The organism is Pseudomonas sp. XK-1 (genome assembly GCF_038069885.1).
In the GTDB taxonomy this organism is placed as follows: domain Bacteria; phylum Pseudomonadota; class Gammaproteobacteria; order Pseudomonadales; family Pseudomonadaceae; genus Aquipseudomonas.
In genome coordinates, this window is the sequence record NZ_JBBPES010000006.1 from 301281 (window position 1) to 319299 (window position 18019).

The following is an 18019-nucleotide window of genomic DNA, read 5'->3' on the forward strand; positions in this document are numbered from 1 at the left end:
CGCGCCGTCGAACCAATGGGCTGCGCGGGACAGCCACCCTGGGCCATGGGAGGGGGTGTCGGACGCTTGCTTACAGCGGCCACACGATCAGCAGCATCGGTACCGTCACCGCAATCACGATGATTTCCAGCGGCAGCCCAAGCTTCCAGTAGTCGCCGAAGCGGAAGCCGCCCGGGCCGAGGATCAGGGTGTTGTTCTGATGGCCGATCGGCGTGAGGAAGGCGCATGAGGCACCAATGGCCACCGCCATCAGGAAGGAGTCCGGGCTTACCCCCAGCGTGGCAGCCGTGCCGATTGCAATCGGGCACATCACCGCGGCAGTGGCAGCGTTGTTCATCAGGTCCGAGAGAAACATCGTCACCACCAGGATCAATACCAGGCCGACGATGGCGTGGCCCTGCGCGACGTTGTCGATGAGCACGCGGGCGATGATATCGGCCGTGCCGGTGGTTTGCAGGGCTCCGGCCACCGGGATCAGCGCGGCCAGCAGGACGATCACCGGCCAGTCGATGGTCTCGTACACTTTGCGCGGTGGGACCGTGCGCAGCGCCATCGAGGCCAGCACGCCCATGGCAAAGGAGATGGCCGCAGGCAGCAGCCCGGCCGCGGCGCTACCAACGGCAAGGAGCATGATCAGGCTGGATTGCCAGAGCTTGCGCTTGTTGGGGATGCGCAATTCCCGCTGGGCCAGCGGCACGCAGCCATTGTCTGCGGCGAACTCGGCAACCGACTCGGGCGGCCCCTGCATCAACAGCAGATCGCCGGACTGCAGGTCGATGGAGCGCAGGCGCTTCATCGACCGCCGGCCCTCGCGCGATAGCGCCAGCAGATTGATGCCGTATCGCGTCCTCAGCAGGATATCGCTGGCGGAGCGGCCGGATAGTGGCGAGCTGGGCAAGACGACGAGCTCCATCAACACCACCTCGCCGGATTTTGCCGGTGCAGCGACCTCGCTATAGGCTTCCTCCGTGTGATCCTTGGCCGAGTTCTTGCCCTTTTCCTTGCTGTCGTCCTCTGTCGTTGCCGCGCCGCGGCTGGCCTGGTTTTCTTCAGGCTCCTCGGGGGGCTGCGCTTGCTCCGGTTTGACCGACTCCTCGAGCGTGAGCTGCAGAGTCGACAGCACATCGGTTAGCGAGTCGGCCTCTGCCTCGATCATCAGAATGTCACCGGCGTGCACCCGTCGGCCCGGATTGGCGGCGATAAGCCGGACCTCGTGTTGCACGATACCGATGATCTGCGCATCGATGTCAGCCAGCACGGCCTCGATTTCGCGCAAGCTCATGCCCTCGGCCTTACTGTCTTCCTTCACCCTGACCTCAGTGATGTAGGCACCGGATTCGAAGCCCTCAACACCCGATTGTTTGCGCGCCGGAACGAAGCGCCAGCCGACCAGCGCAACGAACAACACGCCGGCCACTGCGACGGTCAGACCGATGGGCGTGAAGTCGAACATGCCAAAGCCGCCCATGCCCGCTTCGGCGCGAAAGCCGGACACGATGAGGTTGGGGGGAGTGCCGATCAGTGTGGTCATGCCGCCGAGAATGGTGCCGAAGGCCAGCGGCATGAGCACCTGTCCGGGCGTGAGATCAAGCCGTTGCGCCACCTGAATGGCCACCGGCATCAGCAGTGCCATGGCCCCGACGTTGTTCATGAAGCCGGACAGAATGGCACCCAGCGCCATCAAGGCGGCCAGTGTCACCAGACGCCCTGCGTTGGCCGGCAAGACGGCGCGCGTCAGCGCATCGACCGCCCCCGAACTCTGCAAACCGTGGCTGAGCACCAGCACACAGGCCACCGTGATCACCGCCGGATGACCGAAGCCCAAGAACGCCTCGGCGGGCTCGATCAGTCCCGTCAGGACGCAGGCGAGTAGCGCACCGGTTGCCACCATGTCGTGACGCCAGCGTCCCCATAAGAACATGGCCACCGTGGCCGCGAGTATCGCCAGAATGGCCCATTGATCGTTGGTCATGTACGCCTGCATGGTCGATGTGGTGAATAGTAAGGGGGTGGGGCGCTGCCAGTGCGCCACCCTGCGCCTTGCGATAGCCCCCTGGGAGCAAGCGGATCGTCTTGTTCAACGGCATCAGGCTCTCACATTTCATTTCCCCGGGACTACAGCCATGCCTTCAGTGGGCATGCTGTGCAATTCCCGGCAGGGCAACGGATCACCGCGGCCACAGCACAGGCCGCACGAACGCCCGCCACGCCTTCGCCGAATGGATAGAGATAGCCGTAGCGTACCCATCTGCGGGCCAATTGGTCGTAGCTGAAAAACATCGCCGCAAAGGCTTCGACGTCCTCTCGTTTCTGCAGCGCCAGCAGGCACATGGAGACGGCAACAAAACCAGGGGCGATTCAGATGCACTCCTAGAAAGGCGAAGAGCAGAGCTGGAGATGCTTCATGGCGAGGCAGGGTGGTTGGCGGTAGGGTCTGTCGCGCTGATCTAGAGGGCGGGTCGCAGGTGAAACCAAGTGGTGACCAATACGGTGACCAAAAAGTGATTTATAGCGCAGAAAAGAAAAAGGCCAGTCCGAAGACTGGCCTAACTCTTTGATTTGAATGGTGGGCCCACACGGACTCGAACCGTGGACCAAAGGATTATGAGTTGCCTAGAAACGCTGCAAACCCAGTGAAATCGTGCGTAGCTTAGTGCAGGTACAGTGAGCTCAACGTACCAGTGGTTACTGGTGTTGAGCGTAATTTGGCGAAATGGGTAGAAGCTGAGTGCTGTACCACTAGTGTACTGGCGTTGAGATGTTTTCAGCCAAGTACACGAAACGGCCAGAGATGGCTTCTGATTAGCCTACCAGTTGGGCTGGCTTCGATTGACAATTTTGGCTTGCGCGTGTTAGAAATCAGTTTCCTTTACGCGATAAAAGCTAGTAAGTCTAACCTTACGTGGCTTAGTCGGGCGTTACGCCAGACTCAAATGAATTGCTTGGTTTTATTCCGCAGAGAATATCTGCGGTCCTACATTCGCAGGCTCATTCCGGCCCGCAGATATTCTCTGCGGCTTTCCGAGGTAAAGGAACCTTTTTTACGCGCAGCAGTGCTCGACACCTTCTCCCGATTCCTTAATTAGCAACCTTATAATTATTAGCCGCATGGATCTGCGAAAGAAAATTCTTGAGGATCTAGAACCCAGTGCGGCGAGAGTGGTTTTTTCACAAAAGCCGCTGGTGTTGCTGTGTGGTGGGAAAGTTGAAGGTGAAAGTCTGGCCAAATTGGGCACTAAAGACGAGTCATTTCTATCGCGCCTCTCCAGTAGGCTGTCAAGGCTGAATCCATTTGGCGTTGATGCCAGTTCTAAGTCACCCAATCATGCTGCTGCTTCTTCGGCAAGGTCTATTCGGCATCAGTTCTTCAATTTTCGTCCTGATTTCAGAATTTTTAGGCCAGAAGAAATAACTAATTGGCAGCATGATGGTGTTTTCAAGAATCTCATGGATTTTGAGTCAGAATTAGCTGGCATGTGTTCTCTAGTGGTGGTTGTGCTTGAAAGTGAGGGCGCTATTGCTGAGCTGGGGGCGTTCTCACAACTTTCTGACTTCAAGGGGAAGTTGATTGCCATAGTTTCTAGCGAGCATACGAAGGAGGATTCTTTCATTAGCTTAGGGATACTGCGGCATGTGGCTGATGAGCATCCTACTAGTGTTAAGCTTTACCCTTGGGATATTAAGTTCCCCGAAAAGGTAACCTCTGATTTGATTCAGGGTATGATGGATGACATAAAGGAAGAGCTGGCTTTATTAAAAGACTCGCGGCGGCTAAGTTTGAGTAGTGGGGCTCATATGATTGTTATTATATATGAGCTTGTAAGTCTGTTCGTCGCGCTGAAGGAGGTGGAGATTTTAGAAGCCATGCAAGCTCTAGGCTGCGAGGTGAAGCGAGAGCATGTGAGGCGGAAATTGTTTTTGTTGGAGTATTTTGGTTACATTGATCGTATTGCCTACAGTGATGCACAGTTTTACACTTCGAGAGTTAGTAGCGAAGAATTCCATAGGGTCCGCTTTGCGTTGAAGTCAAAGGGGGCATTTAATCCGGTGAGGATAAGACTAGACTTGCTGAGCTATTATAGGACTACGGCTTCTGAGAAGAATAGGTTTAGAGCCATACGCCAAGCAAAAATTGCGGGGGAGATATGAAATATCCAAATCTTCTTCAGAAAATCGCGTCTGCCTTAGCGCTCTCGGAACGCGAGTTGATGCTGCTGGTAGCTAAAGCGCCATATTCGTACAAGACATATAAGGTCGATAAGAAAACTACTGGTAAGCGAGTTATTTCTCAGCCGGCTAGAGAAACTAAGTATCTGCAGCGTATATTGGTCGATAGTGTGTTTTCGGAGCTTCCGGTTCATGAGTGTGCAACAGCATATTCTCGCGGTTCAAGCATCAAGAAGAATGCGGATAAGCATAGGTTAAATCAGTATTTTTCTAAATTCGATTTTAAGAATTTTTTCGGATCAATAACCGAAGGTGACTTGGTCAGACACTTTACCAAGCATCTTTCTGAAGTGGTTGCGCCGGATAGTTATAAGGTCCTGTCAAGAATTTCCTGCATTAACCATAAGGACTCGGCTGGGTTGGTGCTTAGTGTGGGGGCTCCAAGTTCTCCTTTGCTGTCTAACTCTATAATGTATGAATTTGATTGTATGATGCATGCTTGGTGTGAGGGGCGAGGCCTTGTGTACACAAGATATGCGGATGACTTGACCTTTTCGACGAATGAAAAAGGTCTGTGCTTTGAAATTGAGCGTGCAATTCTGGAGGTTTTGAATGGGATCGAATATCCTCGGCTAAGTTTAAATGACTCCAAAACTATTCATGTATCCAAAAAAGGTAGTAGGAGAATTACAGGTATAGTCGTTAACAATGGGGGGCAGCTTTCGCTCGGTCGTGATAAGAAGCGTTTAATCAGTGCAATGATACATGGGTTCATGCAGGGTAGGCTTGATGCCGTGGATGTACCAAAACTTCAGGGCCTATTAGGCTTTGCTGAGGATGTGGAACCGTTGTTTTGCTCTAGAATGAGAGCGAAATACGGGATAAAAGTCATGTCTGAATTGTTTCAGTATAGAACCAAGAAAGATAATTGATAAATTATTTTTCTTGGTTCTATTTTATTGTTTTTACTTGCTGCCCTGCTCAGATTTATTAGCTGTGTTCATGCGCTTAGATTCGTTGAACCAGTTTGCATGTTCAGTCGACACATGCTCTTCTACACGCTCTGCGAGCATAACTATACTGTCGGCTTCTGATAGGGATTTATAGGGGCCTGCTGCAGATAGAAAAAGATATTTTTCATGTTTTAATCTCTCTGCTGTAGCTCTGTAAGTTACCCATAGTGTTGAGTATTGATTCATCTGCTGGACAGCCTCTAGAACGGCAATCAAAACGCCCGAAATTGATGTGTAGAGTGCTACGCAGGCTGGTGGTAAAAGACTCCCTGCAGGAATAATTACAGCTAGGGTTACTTGGGCTATTTTCAGTCTTTTGTACCATGACTGGCAGCTTAGGCTCTTTGTGTCATACCAATTTAATTGGTCTTCTAATCGGAACCAGGCGGCGCTCTTCGCGATGTTTTCAGATGTCGGGGTGATAGTATTGGTGAGGCTGGAGCCGTTTCTTTTAAACATATCGCTTGTCCTGTTCATGTTCTTAACCTTCAGAAATCCTGAGCTAACCGGATAGTACCGAAAGTAGGTGTAATTGGACGAAAGAATTCTGGCGGATAAATCCACCCCGCAATCAGCGGGGCAGAGGTGTTGTCAATAGGTCGCTGCTGGGATGGCGTGAAAAACGTTGGGTATCGTGGTGCAGCGTTTCAATCACCTCGGCCAGCCCGGTGCGGCGTAGACCCTGCTCGGCATCTGCGCGCAGTTCATCGAGCCATGGGGAGTGCCCGGAGTAGTGTGGCCATAGCTCATGGTCGGCTTCCAGTGGGTGAGGGCGGCACCTGTCCAGCCAGTTGGGGATAAGTCCTTTATGGTGGCTCAGCTGATACAGGGAAGCCGCATCCAGCTGCGAGCGCCGCATGATGGCACCATGGTGATGGGCGATAGCCAACACCTGCAGAAGATGAATCAGGCTGGGCCAATGCTTGAGGTCTCCCCCTTCGGTGAGGTGATAAAAGCGTCTGCACACCGAATGGTCTTCATCCATCTGCTCCAAAACTAGAGAGTAATAGCCCGCTGAGTCCGGCCCGATTTCGTGGGCGTCGGGCATTAGCAGATGCAGTTTGAACTCGAAATTGGCGTCAGGTGTGCGGTGTTCTTGAAACCATTGATGCAGTTCCCCCGGCGCTTTGTAGCTGAAGAGGTGCAGATGGGCTGAATCGCTTTGCCCGGTCAGCCAGCCTTCTTCGAGCGCGAAATGCAGGTTGAGCCAATCCAGATGTGCCTGCCGCAAGGCCAGCTTGAGCTGATCGGCACTCGACCACTGGTAAGCCGAAAGCTGCAGCGTCTCCGGTAGCAGAGCATTGATCTCAGTGCGGGCCACACTATGGGCCTCAAAAGTCGCCAGCACGCGTGCGGCCTGCTGGCGTACCGGGTTACGCCTTTCACTGAGCCAGGCAAACAAGCGCTGCAGCAGGTCAATCCAGTCCTTGGGGTTCATGCGGCAGCTCCTGCGCTAGCGGGTGAATCGTATGTTCATGCCGAGGCCCTTCTGCCGCGCTTGGCCTTGGGCGCTGCGGCGCGTTGGGCTTGGATGCGCTCCAGCAGCACGCTGGTCGGTTCGTCGTTTGGGTCTTGCGGCACCAGTTCGCCTCTGTGCGAAAAGGAGGCGGATTTATTTTTTCTTCAGTCATTCCTCATCGAAGTAGTCGCTATCTAGTTTCGGCAATTTAAGCAGGCGTGAGGTCACGCCAACTTCATAATCCATCATCAGGTTGACCAGTCGACTGCCATCAACCAGCACTATGCCTTCCACGGAGCGGGCAAAGTCTGCTGCCTGGGCAGTGAAGCCTGAAGTGGTGATAAACACGCCACGCTTGGCCTTTTGACCTGCAAGAGCGCCATAGAAGGCCTGCAAATCTGGTCGGCCAACCGTGCCTTGCCAGCGTTTGGCTTGGACGTAGACTTTTTCCAGGCCGAGCTTGTCTAGCGAGATCACACCGTCGATCCCGCCATCGCCACTGCCACCAACGCGCTGCAGATCGTTGCGGCTAGTGCCGTAGCCAAGGCTATGCAGCACATCCAGCACGATGACTTCAAAGCGGTTAGGGCTGACCTGCAGAAGGTTATCCAGCACATCCGCAGCCGTTGCCTCGCGTAACTCACGCAGGGCCAGCTCCAGGCGGTCGTCAGGGCTGACAGTGGCGGAGCTGGCTGCAGGCGCGGGCCGCTCTTGTCCATCGAGGGGGATGGCGTCAGTCGGGCTCTTGAGTTCTACGTTCATAAAGCCAATGGCGAGTTGTTCGACTTTATCTGCAGCCAGAGGGTAGGGGTGTTGCGCGGCATAGGTAATGCCTGCGTCGGTCAGCTTCCAATAACCACGTTTGGCGCTGCTGGACAGGCCGGCACGTTTTAGCCGGTCATGAGCCCAGCCCGCCCGGTTTTTGTATACGGCCTGGCCACTCGCAATCAGCTCCTGTCGCTGTTCTTCCGACAAGCGCAACGCATCAGCCGCGGCTTCATGGGAGTCACGTGCTGTTGCGCCTTCGGGTGTGGCGGCCAGATAGCGCAGGATCGGTTCAATAAACTGGTCGTAGGTTGGGACGGACATTGCAGCTCCAGGCGCAGGGGGCATGACAAGTATTTCAGTTATTTTTACTAGGTTGAATTGCTTGTTTTTTAGCGCTGGCTAAGTCAACGAAATACTGTCCAAATGTGAGGGCTGCAGCAATGATGGCGCATATAAAAAATATGCCTGTCATGGCCGTTTGTTTTATTAGCTCTACATTGATTGAACTTGCAGAGAAGTAAGAAGATAACGCTGCCCCCGCTAGCGTGAATGTGATCCATGAAATAAAGCTTAGTCTTTCATCTTTGAGATAGAGGGCTTTGTTCTCTCTGCTAAGCGTGCGACTTCTACCTATTAAAAGAAGATGGGTGATGTGTAATACCCCTGATGCTAATAGGAGTATCGGAACTAGATAAAGTACATCTTCTATATTGTTTAATGTTGATCTAATTGTTGATATTTGGTCGTCACGGTTTTCTATTTTTACTGAATCCATGCTGGAGAGAGAAACTTGTATGGCATACAGCGTTCCAGCCCAGCAGCCGACAAACGTAGATGTAAAGGTGTATATAGCGGTTTTTATTTTTTTGATTATGGGGATCACCGTGGAGCTCTCCTGATACTTTGTCTCAAAGGATTTGCATGGTTCGACATTTGGGAAAAGCCGAACATCCCCAAAACTGCTGCCCCAATTTCGGCCCTGATTTCACGGTGCGAATCAGCAGCGCGCTCCCACATTTCGGGCATTGCCGTTCGGCTGTCGGATCACTACGGCGCTTAAGGTTTTGCACATGCTCGCGCTGGGTGGCGAGGGTCGGTGCGCGGCGGCCGGTTTGCAGGGCGTGCAGCATGGCGTCGACTTCAGCCGCGCTAAATACCGGCTGCTGGAATGATTTGATATAGCGGATAAAGCCAATGCCCTGGGTCACGTTGGCCGGCACCTCGGTTTTGAAGGTGCTGCCGCCGACAAAGGTGATCACCGAGTGCAGGTGCTCGGGATCAACGCCAAGGGTGGCTTCCAGCGCCTTGAGGTGCTTGTAGTTCTGTCGCAGCGGGTTCTGGAATTTGAAGGTGCGCTTGTAGAGCTTCTGCGTCCACTGCGCCTGCTTTTCGCTGCCGAAGATCCAGCCGCTCATATTCTTCGTTTCCAGCACGAAGATGCCATAGGGCGAGAGGAATACGTGGTCGATCTGCGTGGTGCCGTCAGGTGTGTTCAGGGTGACATTGTGCAGGCGGCGGTAGGTCTGCTTATCCAGCTGCCAATGGGCAAATAGCCGCACCAGGAGTTCGCCAATATGGCCCTTGGCCCAAGGCGACTTGAGCAAGCCGATCAGCAGCATCAGCGGGATAAACCAGCCCAGCGTGCCCCAGACCTGCGCGATGACGGGGGTGAAGTCCATTTCCCAACCTTCAGAAATCCTGAGTTAACCGGATCTTACCGAAATTTGGCGTAATGGCACGATAGTATTGCAGCCGTTAAACACGTGCTGCACTCGACGTGAGATCCACGCTGGAGCATTTCCCGAGTTATTTACTCGGTAGCGAGCACTGCTCCCAACACCGCAGCGCTGTGATGCAGCCTTTCTCCATCAGGTCGCTCATATGCCAGAGACCATTGCTTTGGACACCCTGGCTACGACCTGATATTGGGCGGTGCTGATAAGGGTCTAATTAATAGTAAGGAGAGTCCGAGTTGAGCGAGAAAGAAGAGCCCCTGCAAAACACCCAAGGTGCAGACCCTAAGGTTGGTGTCAGATTTTCCGGGAACTTGGAAGATCATCCCACAGTGAAAATGATGGCCAAGGTAGGCCGGTCTTGGGAAGAGAGTCCGTCGATGAAGGCAATTGCAGCCGCAGCCAGGACTTGGGAAGAGAGTCCGTCGATGAGGGCAATTGCAGCCGCAGCCAGGACTTGGGAAGAGAGTCCGTCGATGAAGGCAATTGCAGCTGCAGCCAGGACTTGGGACGAGAATCCGTCGATGAAGGCAATTGCAGCCGCAGCCAGGACTTGGGGAGAGAATCCGTCGATGAAGGCAATTGCAGCCGCAGCCAGGACTTGGGAAGAGAGCCCGTCGATGAAGGCAATTGCAGCTGCAGCTAGGACTTGGGAAGAGAGTCCGTCGATGAAGGCAATTGCAGCTGCAGCCAGGACTTGGGAAGAGAATCCGTCGATGAAGGCAATTGCAGCCGCAGCAAGGGCTTGGGAAGAGAGCCCGTCGATGAAGGCAATTGCAGCTGCAGCTAGGGTCTTAGATAAGTGGGATATACCCGGGGGACTTACTGTTGACGGGGTAATGGATGAGCTAGCAGCGCGACGCATCGACCCGGAACAGCCTGTAGCAGTGTCAGCACATCCACAACAGGTAGGTGAATTTCAAAGTTCAATAGCTTTAGGGGGCACTTTTTTTTGTGAGGTGCAAACTGAAGCGACAGCAGGAAAATCACTCGCGACCATTCCAACTTGGATTCTACTGGTGTGGCTATATGTGCTGGTCCCGTCGCTATGTTTGTTAGTTGAGTGGGAAGCCGCCCGAGCCAGTTTGGTCGATCTGAACGCTCGTTTGCCGCAAACTGAGTCCGTTTCCGGGGTTCGGAACTTCATCCGTACCGAGCTTGCCGGCAAACCCGGTGATGTTCGTTTAGTGATGGGAAAAGACGTTAACTTGCGAGACGGTCCTGGCATGACGGCCGATGTGATCATGCAGCTTCCCCGGTATGCGCCAGTAGTTGTTCTCGGTAAAGAGGATCGAACCTGGCTTTTTGTGTCATACGAGCATGAGGGCTACTCGATTGATGGGTATGTCTCCACCAAGTTCTTGAGAAAGGTGCGGAAGTGAACACATAAGAGCACTTCCATGCGAGCTTTTCCTTGAATTGAGCCACTAGAGTGGTGCCCGTGAGCCAAGGGGCAGGCGTGCCTGATCTCCAAATGCCGGACACCGGCCATGATGAGGGCTAATTGCTCACAGCAAGCACCTGTAGACCCCATGGGTGATCTACAGGTGTAGTCGCCATCAGAGCATGACCAGCTGCAGGCTTTGTGTTTCTAGTACGGGCGTGAGGTTAGCCACTGCCAAGAGCGAGGTTGTACTGAGCCGAGGCATCGCCTATTTATCGCTCATTATCTAATCAAGCCTGGCCGCTGCAGCGGCAACATGGCCTGCCAATGCTGCAACAAATGCCTTTAAACCAGTCATTGCGGACATTTCAGAATATTCGCCGCTAGTAGCCGAAGTCCGTGGTGACGTGAGCAGGGCAGCAGTAGTGTAAAGCTGTTCTTGCACAAGCTTTTGGCACAAAATGTCGTATCGCTTGAGGTAGGACGCCCCTTGGAATTCCGGGAATACTGGAAAGTGCGGTGAAGCATCCCGAACTGCGCTCCTGGACTTTTCAGCATCCTCAACCATCATCAGCCAGCCCACGAAAGGACGCGGCTGCTTCCCAAAGGCCTCTTCTCGGTAGGCTGTCCATAAATCATGGGCCGTGCCTATTGCCTCTTCAGTACGGTTGTTAAAGTTGTTGCCAAAAGACGGGCCTACCTGACTTTTCAACTCAACAGCTGCAATGAGTTCTCCCTTATATGTAACCAAGAGATCCCAGAGTTTGGTCGGCCGGAAATACCCCGGTAAGGTCAGTACGCCTTTCTTCAGATGAATATCAGCATGAGCAAGGCCATTGGCCCTCACAATGTCGAGAATCAGATCAATGAAACCATCCATGTTCTTACCGTCTGTGACGCCTGCGCGCTCACCTTGGTCGGCTCTGCCTGTCTCAATTTGTCTCAGCCTGGCTGCTTCGCGGTTTCCCCAAAAAGCCATAACAGCTTGGCGAGCTTTGTTTTCGTAGTCGACGAGATCCAGAGCCATCTATTTTCCATTGCCTCCTATGGCATTGATTTCTTCTTCACTAAGCTGATAGAGCTTGAATACGGCTTGGTTGCAGGCAGCTATGTCCAATTTCTTTGCGGCGTCAGCTAGCTCAGTCCTTAGTGCTTCTGGCACATCAGACCAATGGGGAATACGGATTCTTCGTAGGTATTGCGCCTGGAAACGAAGAAAACCGCCTCTCATTTTCGTCGAGTATGTCGCCACGAAAAGTCGGGTAACTGTAGAGAGCAACACAGCCTGAAGCGCTCGCAAATCCCAGGTGTCTGAAGTGACCACGTACAGGTTGTGGTGGGGGTAAAGTTGACCGTCCTCGAAAACAACATGCGCCTCACCTTTGATGTCAGGAATCAGCAGTTTTGGCCTAGAGGCAAGCGATGGGGTGATGCGGTCAATCGTACGATACCAGCCAGTGGGAGACTTCTTTGCACAGTGGCGTCCTGCGATGGTCTCGCGGCGTTCTTCCAGGTAGCGCCTAAGTCGCGGGTAGTCATGCAGATCTACCAAGCCACCAGCATCTTTGAATGGGTTAATGACCCCCTGGCCGCGCCACACAACCTCACCTGACATGATGTCCCTGGTCGTGACTAGTGGAACCTTGCGATCAGGTTCGACATCAAGCGTCGCGAAATCTCCGATAAAAGCTTTGTCAGCACCGGTAGCAACGCCAATTCCGACTTTACAGCCAGTCTCTTCCAGGCTTGGAAACTGTTGCTCAAGGCGGCGAATCAGGGCCATTTGATCTGGCGACTCTAGCAGCCAAGGCTCTGAGCCATTAGCCACACACGCGACCTCTCTCACCGATGTCACATCATTCGACAAGGACTTCACAAGGAGCTTTTCAGCCAAGGCTTTTAGATAGGCACTGTCGATATCGGGGCTGTGTGCAACGCGGGTTGTACTTGGTTTTTCTCGACTGATAACCGTGATGGCCGGGTAAGCGATTACATCCGAGAGAAATGCCGGCGTGTCAGTCATATCGACGTAAATTTTCAGATGAAAGTGCTTGGCCACTAGTCCTCTGAGTGGCCCACCGTAGCGGTTCTTCATCCACCGATCAGCGCAAATGAAGCTGAGGCAGCCAGCTTTCGATAGCAGCGACAGGGAGCGTTCAATGAACGGGATATACAAGTCAGCCCGGTCATACAGGGTCGTATACCGGCGCCGGTACTCAGCTAGCAGCGGTGCAGGAATAAGCTCCTGGCGTACGTAAGGTGGATTCCCGACTACGAAGTCGAACTGCCCGTCCACCGTAGTTAGCAGGAAGTCACCTTGAGAAAGCCAACGATCAGCAAGCTCGGTTGCCGTGTCACGCCTCAGACCCTCTCGCAGGAGCAGTTCAATGACCGCCCTACAGGCCGAACTGTAGGTCTCACGGTGCAACTCGACTGCCCGAATCGCATCAGCTAGGTCGCTAAGCGCATCGCCATCAGGCTCGTAGGTACGCCAAGCAGCCAGCAGCCGGCGGATCAAAGGCAGTAAGAAATCACCACCGCCAAATGACGGTTCTAAGATACGCATTCTATGAAGTGGCTGGTCTACGGTGTACCCAGCCAGGTCGAGAATGAACTCTACAACCTCCGAGCGAGTAAAAATCGCCCCTCGTTCTTCATGGCCACCATCAGATGCAAGCGCCTCACTAGCGGCGCTAATCGGACAGTACGGCAATGGTGTAGCCATGCTCGACAATGAAGACATCAATGAAAACCTCTTGGCGAGACCGGCAACACACCAGTCAGGTGTTTAGCGCTGCATTTTCCCATAGCGCGCCATGGTTTGCCTCCTACCATCCGTGCTTTGGCTTGTGCAGCCATCAAAAGATCAGGCGAAACCTGCCGGCTTTAAATCCTTCATGGGTATGTGGAGGGCTAGGGGCTCCGGGGCGAGCGTAGGCTGTGCGGTTTGCTAACTGATGAGCGGCCAGTTGGGCATGATTCAGTTGTAGTCACGCATTTGGAGGCGTCTATTGCTGTGAGCCGAATAACTCGTTTAATCGGCTCACCGGGTGAGCCGATTAAACTCGGCGCTACTGTGGCTCTTCATTTTCGCGCCCGCGAAAATTCTGTGTGCTGCAGATGTACGTAGGTGAACCAATGGACATTGGCGACGCTTTGACGTGCTTGCTGGTGATAGCCGGTGCGGCAAGTCACCCTGACCGCTGCTCGATAAGGATGTCCTCAATCGTCCGTTCATGGCAGGCCTTAGCCAGCTTCAAGTCATAGCCTGCCGCTTCCAGCAGCCGAACCAGCACCGAGACACTCATATCGCCTTTGGCCAATGTTTCCATGCGCGCAACAGTGGAGCGTGATACCCCTGCGCTGCTGGCCAATGCCTCTTGGCTCAGCTTGGCATCACCGCGTGCCTGTTTCAGCATTTCGGAAACATCGTAGAGAGAGGTCATTTGTAGCCCTCGGGCATCAAAAATAGATCTAATGCCTGAAGATGTAGCTCTTGGGCTACATTTATACAAATGCTGCCAGGCTTGAGCTGTGGCTCGCGGGCTACAAAATGCACGTGTTAGTTATCATTTGTGGCTTCAAGGCCACAAACCAGCCGGCATGACGAGGCCCATGGCTGCGCCCTAGGGTTGGAGCGGGGTGAGGCGATCGCTGTCCTCAGTCCATGGACTGAGGACAGTCTGCTTACCGGGCTGCTCTGAATCGCCCCGTGCTTGGTGCTCTGGTGTTAAGCGAGGTTCGTTACTCGGTGACCACAAGGTTGTAGACTCGGCTTGCTCTGCGCCCAGTGCATTGGGTGCCGTACGTACCAGCGGACATGTGCACTTCATAGGTGCCGGCCTTGAGCGGTGTACCGGTGATAAGGCCATGCGAGTCGCGATCTTGGTGCTCGACCCAAAGCCCTTCAGGCAGGGCGTAGTCATCATTCACATAGATGCCATGAACGGGCGTCGAGGTGTTGATTACTTCGAGTTGTACGCTATAGGGCTCGCCCACTGCGGCTACAGGTAGGCTCTCGGGTAGTAGCGTGGGCTCGGGCTGCATGGCACAGCCCGCCGCCGTGTTTCCAAAGATACCTGCTTCGCAGCCAGCGAGCGGTAGCGTTAAGCAGAGGGCAAAAAATAGTTTCCGCAGCATATGAGAGTCCTTCCTGGTCATGGTATTCGGCTGAATACGATCCCGCCGAATACGTCCTTGAGGAGCTGTCCATGGGCAACAATAAGTCCGAGTTAGTTGGGTCGTAAGTCTGCCCGCAATCTGAAAACTGACAGCTAAATTGTGCAGGTCGTTAGCGAGGCAGTGGTGTGGCATTTTTTGGCGTTAACACTATTACTCCATTCACTACCTCGACGCTCAGCTCGTCGCCAAGCCCCAACCCCATGTTTTCAAGAAGCTCTGGCGGAAGATCTACTATCACGTCTCCGCTTCCGTCTCCCGCGTCTTGGCATGTGACTTTAAACGATCCACTTTCTTTCATGATGGTTAGCCTTGGGGCTTTAGTGTTTGGTGAAGTGCACCGTTCAAAGTGTTGCTGCATGCTCTACGCGCGCCATGGGTTAGCAGCTATTCGGCCGCGTTCCTGTCTAGCGCAAGCAGTGCTGGCTGTGGCGGTTGAGGGGCTGAATCGGTGGCTTTCTCTTGGCGTCGGCGAGCCAGCTCTTCCTATTGCTTGGGTGCCGTGTACTGGCTCGGCGCTGTTCCCTGCAACACCATTTGGAATGACTTTGAATTTTAGCCGCTAAAATAATCAGGCGACTGATCTGCGATCATGATTCACGAGTCTGGCCAGTTCGTCGTCCATTTCAGTCAGACCGAAAACCCGGATTCGGTTTGGCGTTACTCGGCACTGACAGTCGGGTCTCCACTGCCTTCTTCGAGCTCCAGCGCCTTGTTGTAGTCGTGCGGCAGAGTAATGAGTTTGGGCACATCAAAAACGTATCCTGCAGCGATCATTTCTGCTTCGATTTCTTCTGTGATGAACAAGGGTTCCGTAATTTCATGCGTGCTCATGAGTCTTTCTTTTAAGTCGTGGCATTGACGAATGTGGCGGCTAAATTCAGGTGGCTCGATTTTAGCCGCTAAAGTTTTCAGGTGGCCGAGCCGCGATCACGATTCACGAACTCAGCTATCTTGTCATCCATGTCGTCATCGTCATGCCCCGCAGCTGACAGGCTGTTCCCGTCGAATGAAGGCTCTCCCTGGATGGTCGATGCGAGTTGACCACCGATAGTCTGGCTGGCTTTCTCCTGGAAGTTGTTGGCGGCTTCGCTGGCTTTTTCCTTGATCAGGCTGCCTGCCCCTTTGGCCAATTCAGAAGCCGCTCCCGCTGCCACGCTGGCAGCCTTTTGCATCATGCCGCCGGATTGGTTGCTGGAGTCGATGCCCATTGCGGCTCGAAGTGGCGAACCTGAATCTGAACCTTTCTCTGATGAGCCAGCTCCCAGCGATGGCATACCAGAACCGCCATCTGCCGACCCTTGTGCTTTTTGAATGGCAGCCTTGATGGCTGATGCGCCACCAGAGATATTCTGAGCACCGCTCATAACGGCTGAACCAGCCATGCTTGCGGCACCCGCAGCTGTGCCCGCAGCGCCAAGGGCGGCTCCTGCAATAGCTCCCGCACCGAATCCACCAGCTCCTCCTCCGCCACCACCGCCACTGATGATGCCGGCTACCATTTTCGGAACCTGGCCGGTAAGGGTCAGCAGCGCTAAACAGAACACCATCATCACGCCGAGTTCTTCAAAGTTGAGTGTTGCCTTGTTCATTTTCTCGTAGAAACTGGTCAGCAGATTGTTACCGACCCCGACCAGAAGGATCATTACCAGCAGTTCAACGGCCACGCCGAGGACGGTTTTGAAATAGTTGATGGCCATGTCCGAAGTCCACTTGGATCCACCAAAGCCCAGGAGGAAGATGCCGGCGTACATCAAGATCCAGCCAGAGATCAGAAGCAGCAGCATGTTCACGGCGATGGTGGCGAGCGCCAACATAATGCCAGCGCTGAGCACCACCCCGACAAAACTGTCTATCGGGCTCCAGCCAGACAGGTTGGAAATGGCCTGTTTCCAGATCATGAAACCTATATCGACCACCTCCGATGGCGACAGACCCGCCGTGCCGGCAGCGTTGTCACCGATCTGACGCAGGGAACTGATGATGGTCTCCGCAAAGTATGGGCCGTTCTGCAGCAGCCAGTAGAAGAAGCCAAAGAACAGGGTGAAGCGAATAAATTCGCTGAAGAAGTCACCGATGTCCGCTTTACGCAGAGCCAGCATACCCATCGTCCAGGTAAAGCTGATGGTGCCCAGCGTCCAAAACAACCAGGTGGCTGCAGCCATTATTACGCCTTGCCAGGCAGCCGCGCGGTTGACGAACTCCTGCACTACTCGATCCAGTACACCTATCTGGGTGGCTGGGTCGTGGAATGTCAGTTCAGCCGATGCGCCGGCCGAGTAGAGGGACAAAAGTACGCTAAGCAGCAGAATGCTTTTAATGGTCTTCATGACATCACCACTTCTTCGGGTTGGCTGGCAGGGTGTCGGGGCCCCGTGGCTCCGTTGAGGCACGGTGTGCACACTCCTGCCTCTGCTGCTGGCTCTGTGGATCAGCGCAGTCCAGGGGGGATGGCTCGCAACCAGCCAGGGTGACGGCGAGCAGCGCAATGGCGAGGGGAATGGCTTTGGTCATGGCGCTCTCCTCACCACTTCTTCGGATTAGCTGGCAGCGATTCCGGCCCGCGAGCGGCAGTAGATGCCTCATGCGCAGCCAGCTCCTTAGCGGCCTGGTCAGCGTCTGCCTGACCGCGAACAGCCAGCGCATTCTGCTGGGCAAGCATCAGACCGCGAATCTGTAGAAGCTGGTTCGATTGGTGGCTGGCTAGCTGGTTGGCATATTGAATAGCTTTGACCTGGCCATCGGCGGTGGAAGCAGCCGATTGCAGACGCTCCAGCTGACGGGCGTCTGCAACCATATTGTCCTGCTGCTGAGCGATTGCCCTGAACAAGGCATCGTTGGCCTGCTTCTGCGAGGCAGAGGCCAGACGACGATTGGCTGACATCGCTTCACGCTCACTTGGGGTACAACCTCCACCGCTGAAGCATGGCGAGCTGCGGTAGTAGGCGGCATCCTGGTACTTGGCCAAATAGGCGTCTAGGCTGCCGGCCTTGCGCTGGTAGTACGCCAGCATGTCCTGCGCCTCAATCAACTTATTGATCGTGTGGCTGGCCTGATCCCAGATATAGGCCGCAGGCGCGGCGGTGTTCTGCAGCTGATTTTCATACTGCTGCAGCTGGGTCGAATACTGCTCGACCTGCTTGGCGTATTGCTCAACCTGCTTGAGCGTCTGCGCAACGCTCTCAATAGCCGTCAGCACGTTCTGGGTCAGGTTGCCCCCATCGATCACAGGAATACCTGCGTAGGCCGGCTGACCGCTTAGCGAACAAAACGCCAACGCGATAAAGCCAATTTTTTTAGCCGCTAAAATTTTCAC

At 54.2% G+C, this 18019-nt stretch carries 18 protein-coding genes; 3 read left to right on the forward strand and 15 right to left on the reverse strand.

Translation table 11 applies throughout. The features are described from left to right. Positions 1-70: 70 nt before the first annotated feature. The gene (locus WMW70_RS17500) at positions 71-1972 is read right to left on the reverse strand and encodes an SLC13 family permease (RefSeq protein ID WP_341438734.1); all 1902 of its coding nucleotides are present in this window, start codon (positions 1970-1972) and stop codon (positions 71-73) included. 1136 nt (positions 1973-3108) lie between these two features. Here WMW70_RS17500 and WMW70_RS17505 point away from each other — a divergent pair. Both WMW70_RS17505 and WMW70_RS17510 read left to right on the forward strand, forming a co-directional pair. Beyond that, a complete protein-coding gene (locus WMW70_RS17505) occupies positions 3109-4149 on the forward strand; it encodes a retron St85 family effector protein (RefSeq protein ID WP_341438735.1) in 1041 nt (346 codons plus the stop codon). Next, the gene (locus WMW70_RS17510) at positions 4146-5099 is read left to right on the forward strand and encodes a retron St85 family RNA-directed DNA polymerase (protein WP_341438736.1); all 954 of its coding nucleotides are present in this window, start codon (positions 4146-4148) and stop codon (positions 5097-5099) included. The genes WMW70_RS17505 and WMW70_RS17510 overlap by 4 nt, the downstream gene beginning before the upstream one ends. A 33-nt stretch (positions 5100-5132) precedes the next feature. On the opposite strand, the gene WMW70_RS17515 is transcribed toward WMW70_RS17510, so the two are convergent. From WMW70_RS17515 to WMW70_RS17535, 5 genes are all read right to left on the reverse strand, one after another. After that, entirely contained in the window at positions 5133-5657 is a 525-nt protein-coding gene (locus WMW70_RS17515) for a DUF4231 domain-containing protein (RefSeq protein WP_341438737.1), read from the reverse strand. 94 nt (positions 5658-5751) lie between these two features. Then, the gene (locus WMW70_RS17520; RefSeq protein ID WP_341438738.1) at positions 5752-6618 is read right to left on the reverse strand and encodes a hypothetical protein; all 867 of its coding nucleotides are present in this window, start codon (positions 6616-6618) and stop codon (positions 5752-5754) included. 189 nt (positions 6619-6807) lie between these two features. After that, a complete protein-coding gene (locus WMW70_RS17525; protein WP_341438739.1) occupies positions 6808-7728 on the reverse strand; it encodes a restriction endonuclease in 921 nt (306 codons plus the stop codon). 34 nt (positions 7729-7762) lie between these two features. Then, positions 7763-8290, reverse strand: a complete 528-nt coding sequence (locus WMW70_RS17530) for a hypothetical protein (RefSeq protein WP_341438740.1) — start codon at positions 8288-8290, stop codon at positions 7763-7765. Positions 8291-8315: 25 nt separating this feature from the next. Beyond that, the gene (locus WMW70_RS17535; protein ID WP_341438741.1) at positions 8316-9086 is read right to left on the reverse strand and encodes a nuclease-related domain-containing protein; all 771 of its coding nucleotides are present in this window, start codon (positions 9084-9086) and stop codon (positions 8316-8318) included. Positions 9087-9379: 293 nt separating this feature from the next. Between WMW70_RS17535 and WMW70_RS17540 the strand changes: the two genes are divergently transcribed. Next, entirely contained in the window at positions 9380-10522 is a 1143-nt protein-coding gene (locus WMW70_RS17540; RefSeq protein WP_341438742.1) for an SH3 domain-containing protein, read from the forward strand. Positions 10523-10810: 288 nt separating this feature from the next. Here WMW70_RS17540 and WMW70_RS17545 read toward each other — a convergent pair whose 3' ends face one another. The 9 genes from WMW70_RS17545 to trbJ form a co-directional block, all read right to left on the reverse strand. Further along, entirely contained in the window at positions 10811-11551 is a 741-nt protein-coding gene (locus tag WMW70_RS17545; RefSeq protein ID WP_341438743.1) for a PaeR7I family type II restriction endonuclease, read from the reverse strand. After that, a complete protein-coding gene (locus WMW70_RS17550; protein WP_341438744.1) occupies positions 11552-13267 on the reverse strand; it encodes an Eco57I restriction-modification methylase domain-containing protein in 1716 nt (571 codons plus the stop codon). It lies immediately after the preceding gene. 448 nt (positions 13268-13715) lie between these two features. Further along, on the reverse strand, positions 13716-13970 hold the full coding sequence (locus WMW70_RS17555) for a helix-turn-helix transcriptional regulator (protein ID WP_341438745.1): 255 nt from the start codon (positions 13968-13970) through the stop codon (positions 13716-13718). Between the two features lie 298 nt (positions 13971-14268). Then, positions 14269-14664 carry a putative Ig domain-containing protein gene (locus WMW70_RS17560; RefSeq protein ID WP_341438746.1) on the reverse strand — a complete coding sequence of 132 codons (396 nt, stop codon included), beginning with the start codon at positions 14662-14664 and terminating at the stop codon, positions 14269-14271. A gap of 151 nt (positions 14665-14815) precedes the next feature. After that, positions 14816-15064: an AbrB/MazE/SpoVT family DNA-binding domain-containing protein gene (locus tag WMW70_RS22155; protein ID WP_445942158.1), complete on the reverse strand. Its 249-nt coding sequence runs from the start codon at positions 15062-15064 to the stop codon at positions 14816-14818. 299 nt (positions 15065-15363) lie between these two features. Next, complete coding sequence (locus tag WMW70_RS17565; protein ID WP_341438747.1) at positions 15364-15537, reverse strand: hypothetical protein; 174 nt, start codon at positions 15535-15537, stop codon at positions 15364-15366. 77 nt (positions 15538-15614) lie between these two features. Beyond that, the gene (gene trbL, locus WMW70_RS17570; RefSeq protein ID WP_341438748.1) at positions 15615-17033 is read right to left on the reverse strand and encodes a P-type conjugative transfer protein TrbL; all 1419 of its coding nucleotides are present in this window, start codon (positions 17031-17033) and stop codon (positions 15615-15617) included. Positions 17034-17037: 4 nt separating this feature from the next. Beyond that, positions 17038-17217, reverse strand: a complete 180-nt coding sequence (locus tag WMW70_RS17575) for a hypothetical protein (protein WP_341438749.1) — start codon at positions 17215-17217, stop codon at positions 17038-17040. Between the two features lie 10 nt (positions 17218-17227). Continuing rightward, positions 17228-18019: a P-type conjugative transfer protein TrbJ gene (gene trbJ, locus WMW70_RS17580; protein ID WP_445942159.1), complete on the reverse strand. Its 792-nt coding sequence runs from the start codon at positions 18017-18019 to the stop codon at positions 17228-17230.

What these genes read in the sequence shown, in the direction of transcription:
- WMW70_RS17520 (WP_341438738.1), bottom strand. Translation starts at nt 6,618, where the DNA reads ATGAACCCCAAGGACTGGATTGACCTGCTGCAGCGCTTGTTTGCCTGG.
- WMW70_RS17545 (WP_341438743.1), bottom strand. Translation starts at nt 11,551, where the DNA reads ATGGCTCTGGATCTCGTCGACTACGAAAACAAAGCTCGCCAAGCTGTT.
- WMW70_RS17575 (WP_341438749.1), bottom strand. Translation starts at nt 17,217, where the DNA reads ATGACCAAAGCCATTCCCCTCGCCATTGCGCTGCTCGCCGTCACCCTG.
- WMW70_RS17525 (WP_341438739.1), bottom strand. Translation starts at nt 7,728, where the DNA reads ATGTCCGTCCCAACCTACGACCAGTTTATTGAACCGATCCTGCGCTAT.
- trbL (WP_341438748.1), bottom strand. Translation starts at nt 17,033, where the DNA reads ATGAAGACCATTAAAAGCATTCTGCTGCTTAGCGTACTTTTGTCCCTC.
- WMW70_RS17505 (WP_341438735.1), top strand. Translation starts at nt 3,109, where the DNA reads ATGGATCTGCGAAAGAAAATTCTTGAGGATCTAGAACCCAGTGCGGCG.
- WMW70_RS17560 (WP_341438746.1), bottom strand. Translation starts at nt 14,664, where the DNA reads ATGCTGCGGAAACTATTTTTTGCCCTCTGCTTAACGCTACCGCTCGCT.
- WMW70_RS17550 (WP_341438744.1), bottom strand. Translation starts at nt 13,267, where the DNA reads ATGTCTTCATTGTCGAGCATGGCTACACCATTGCCGTACTGTCCGATT.
- WMW70_RS17510 (WP_341438736.1), top strand. Translation starts at nt 4,146, where the DNA reads ATGAAATATCCAAATCTTCTTCAGAAAATCGCGTCTGCCTTAGCGCTC.
- WMW70_RS17555 (WP_341438745.1), bottom strand. Translation starts at nt 13,970, where the DNA reads ATGACCTCTCTCTACGATGTTTCCGAAATGCTGAAACAGGCACGCGGT.
- WMW70_RS17500 (WP_341438734.1), bottom strand. Translation starts at nt 1,972, where the DNA reads ATGACCAACGATCAATGGGCCATTCTGGCGATACTCGCGGCCACGGTG.
- WMW70_RS22155 (WP_445942158.1), bottom strand. Translation starts at nt 15,064, where the DNA reads ATGCAGCAACACTTTGAACGGTGCACTTCACCAAACACTAAAGCCCCA.
- WMW70_RS17535 (WP_341438741.1), bottom strand. Translation starts at nt 9,086, where the DNA reads ATGGACTTCACCCCCGTCATCGCGCAGGTCTGGGGCACGCTGGGCTGG.
- WMW70_RS17515 (WP_341438737.1), bottom strand. Translation starts at nt 5,657, where the DNA reads ATGAACAGGACAAGCGATATGTTTAAAAGAAACGGCTCCAGCCTCACC.
- WMW70_RS17565 (WP_341438747.1), bottom strand. Translation starts at nt 15,537, where the DNA reads ATGAGCACGCATGAAATTACGGAACCCTTGTTCATCACAGAAGAAATC.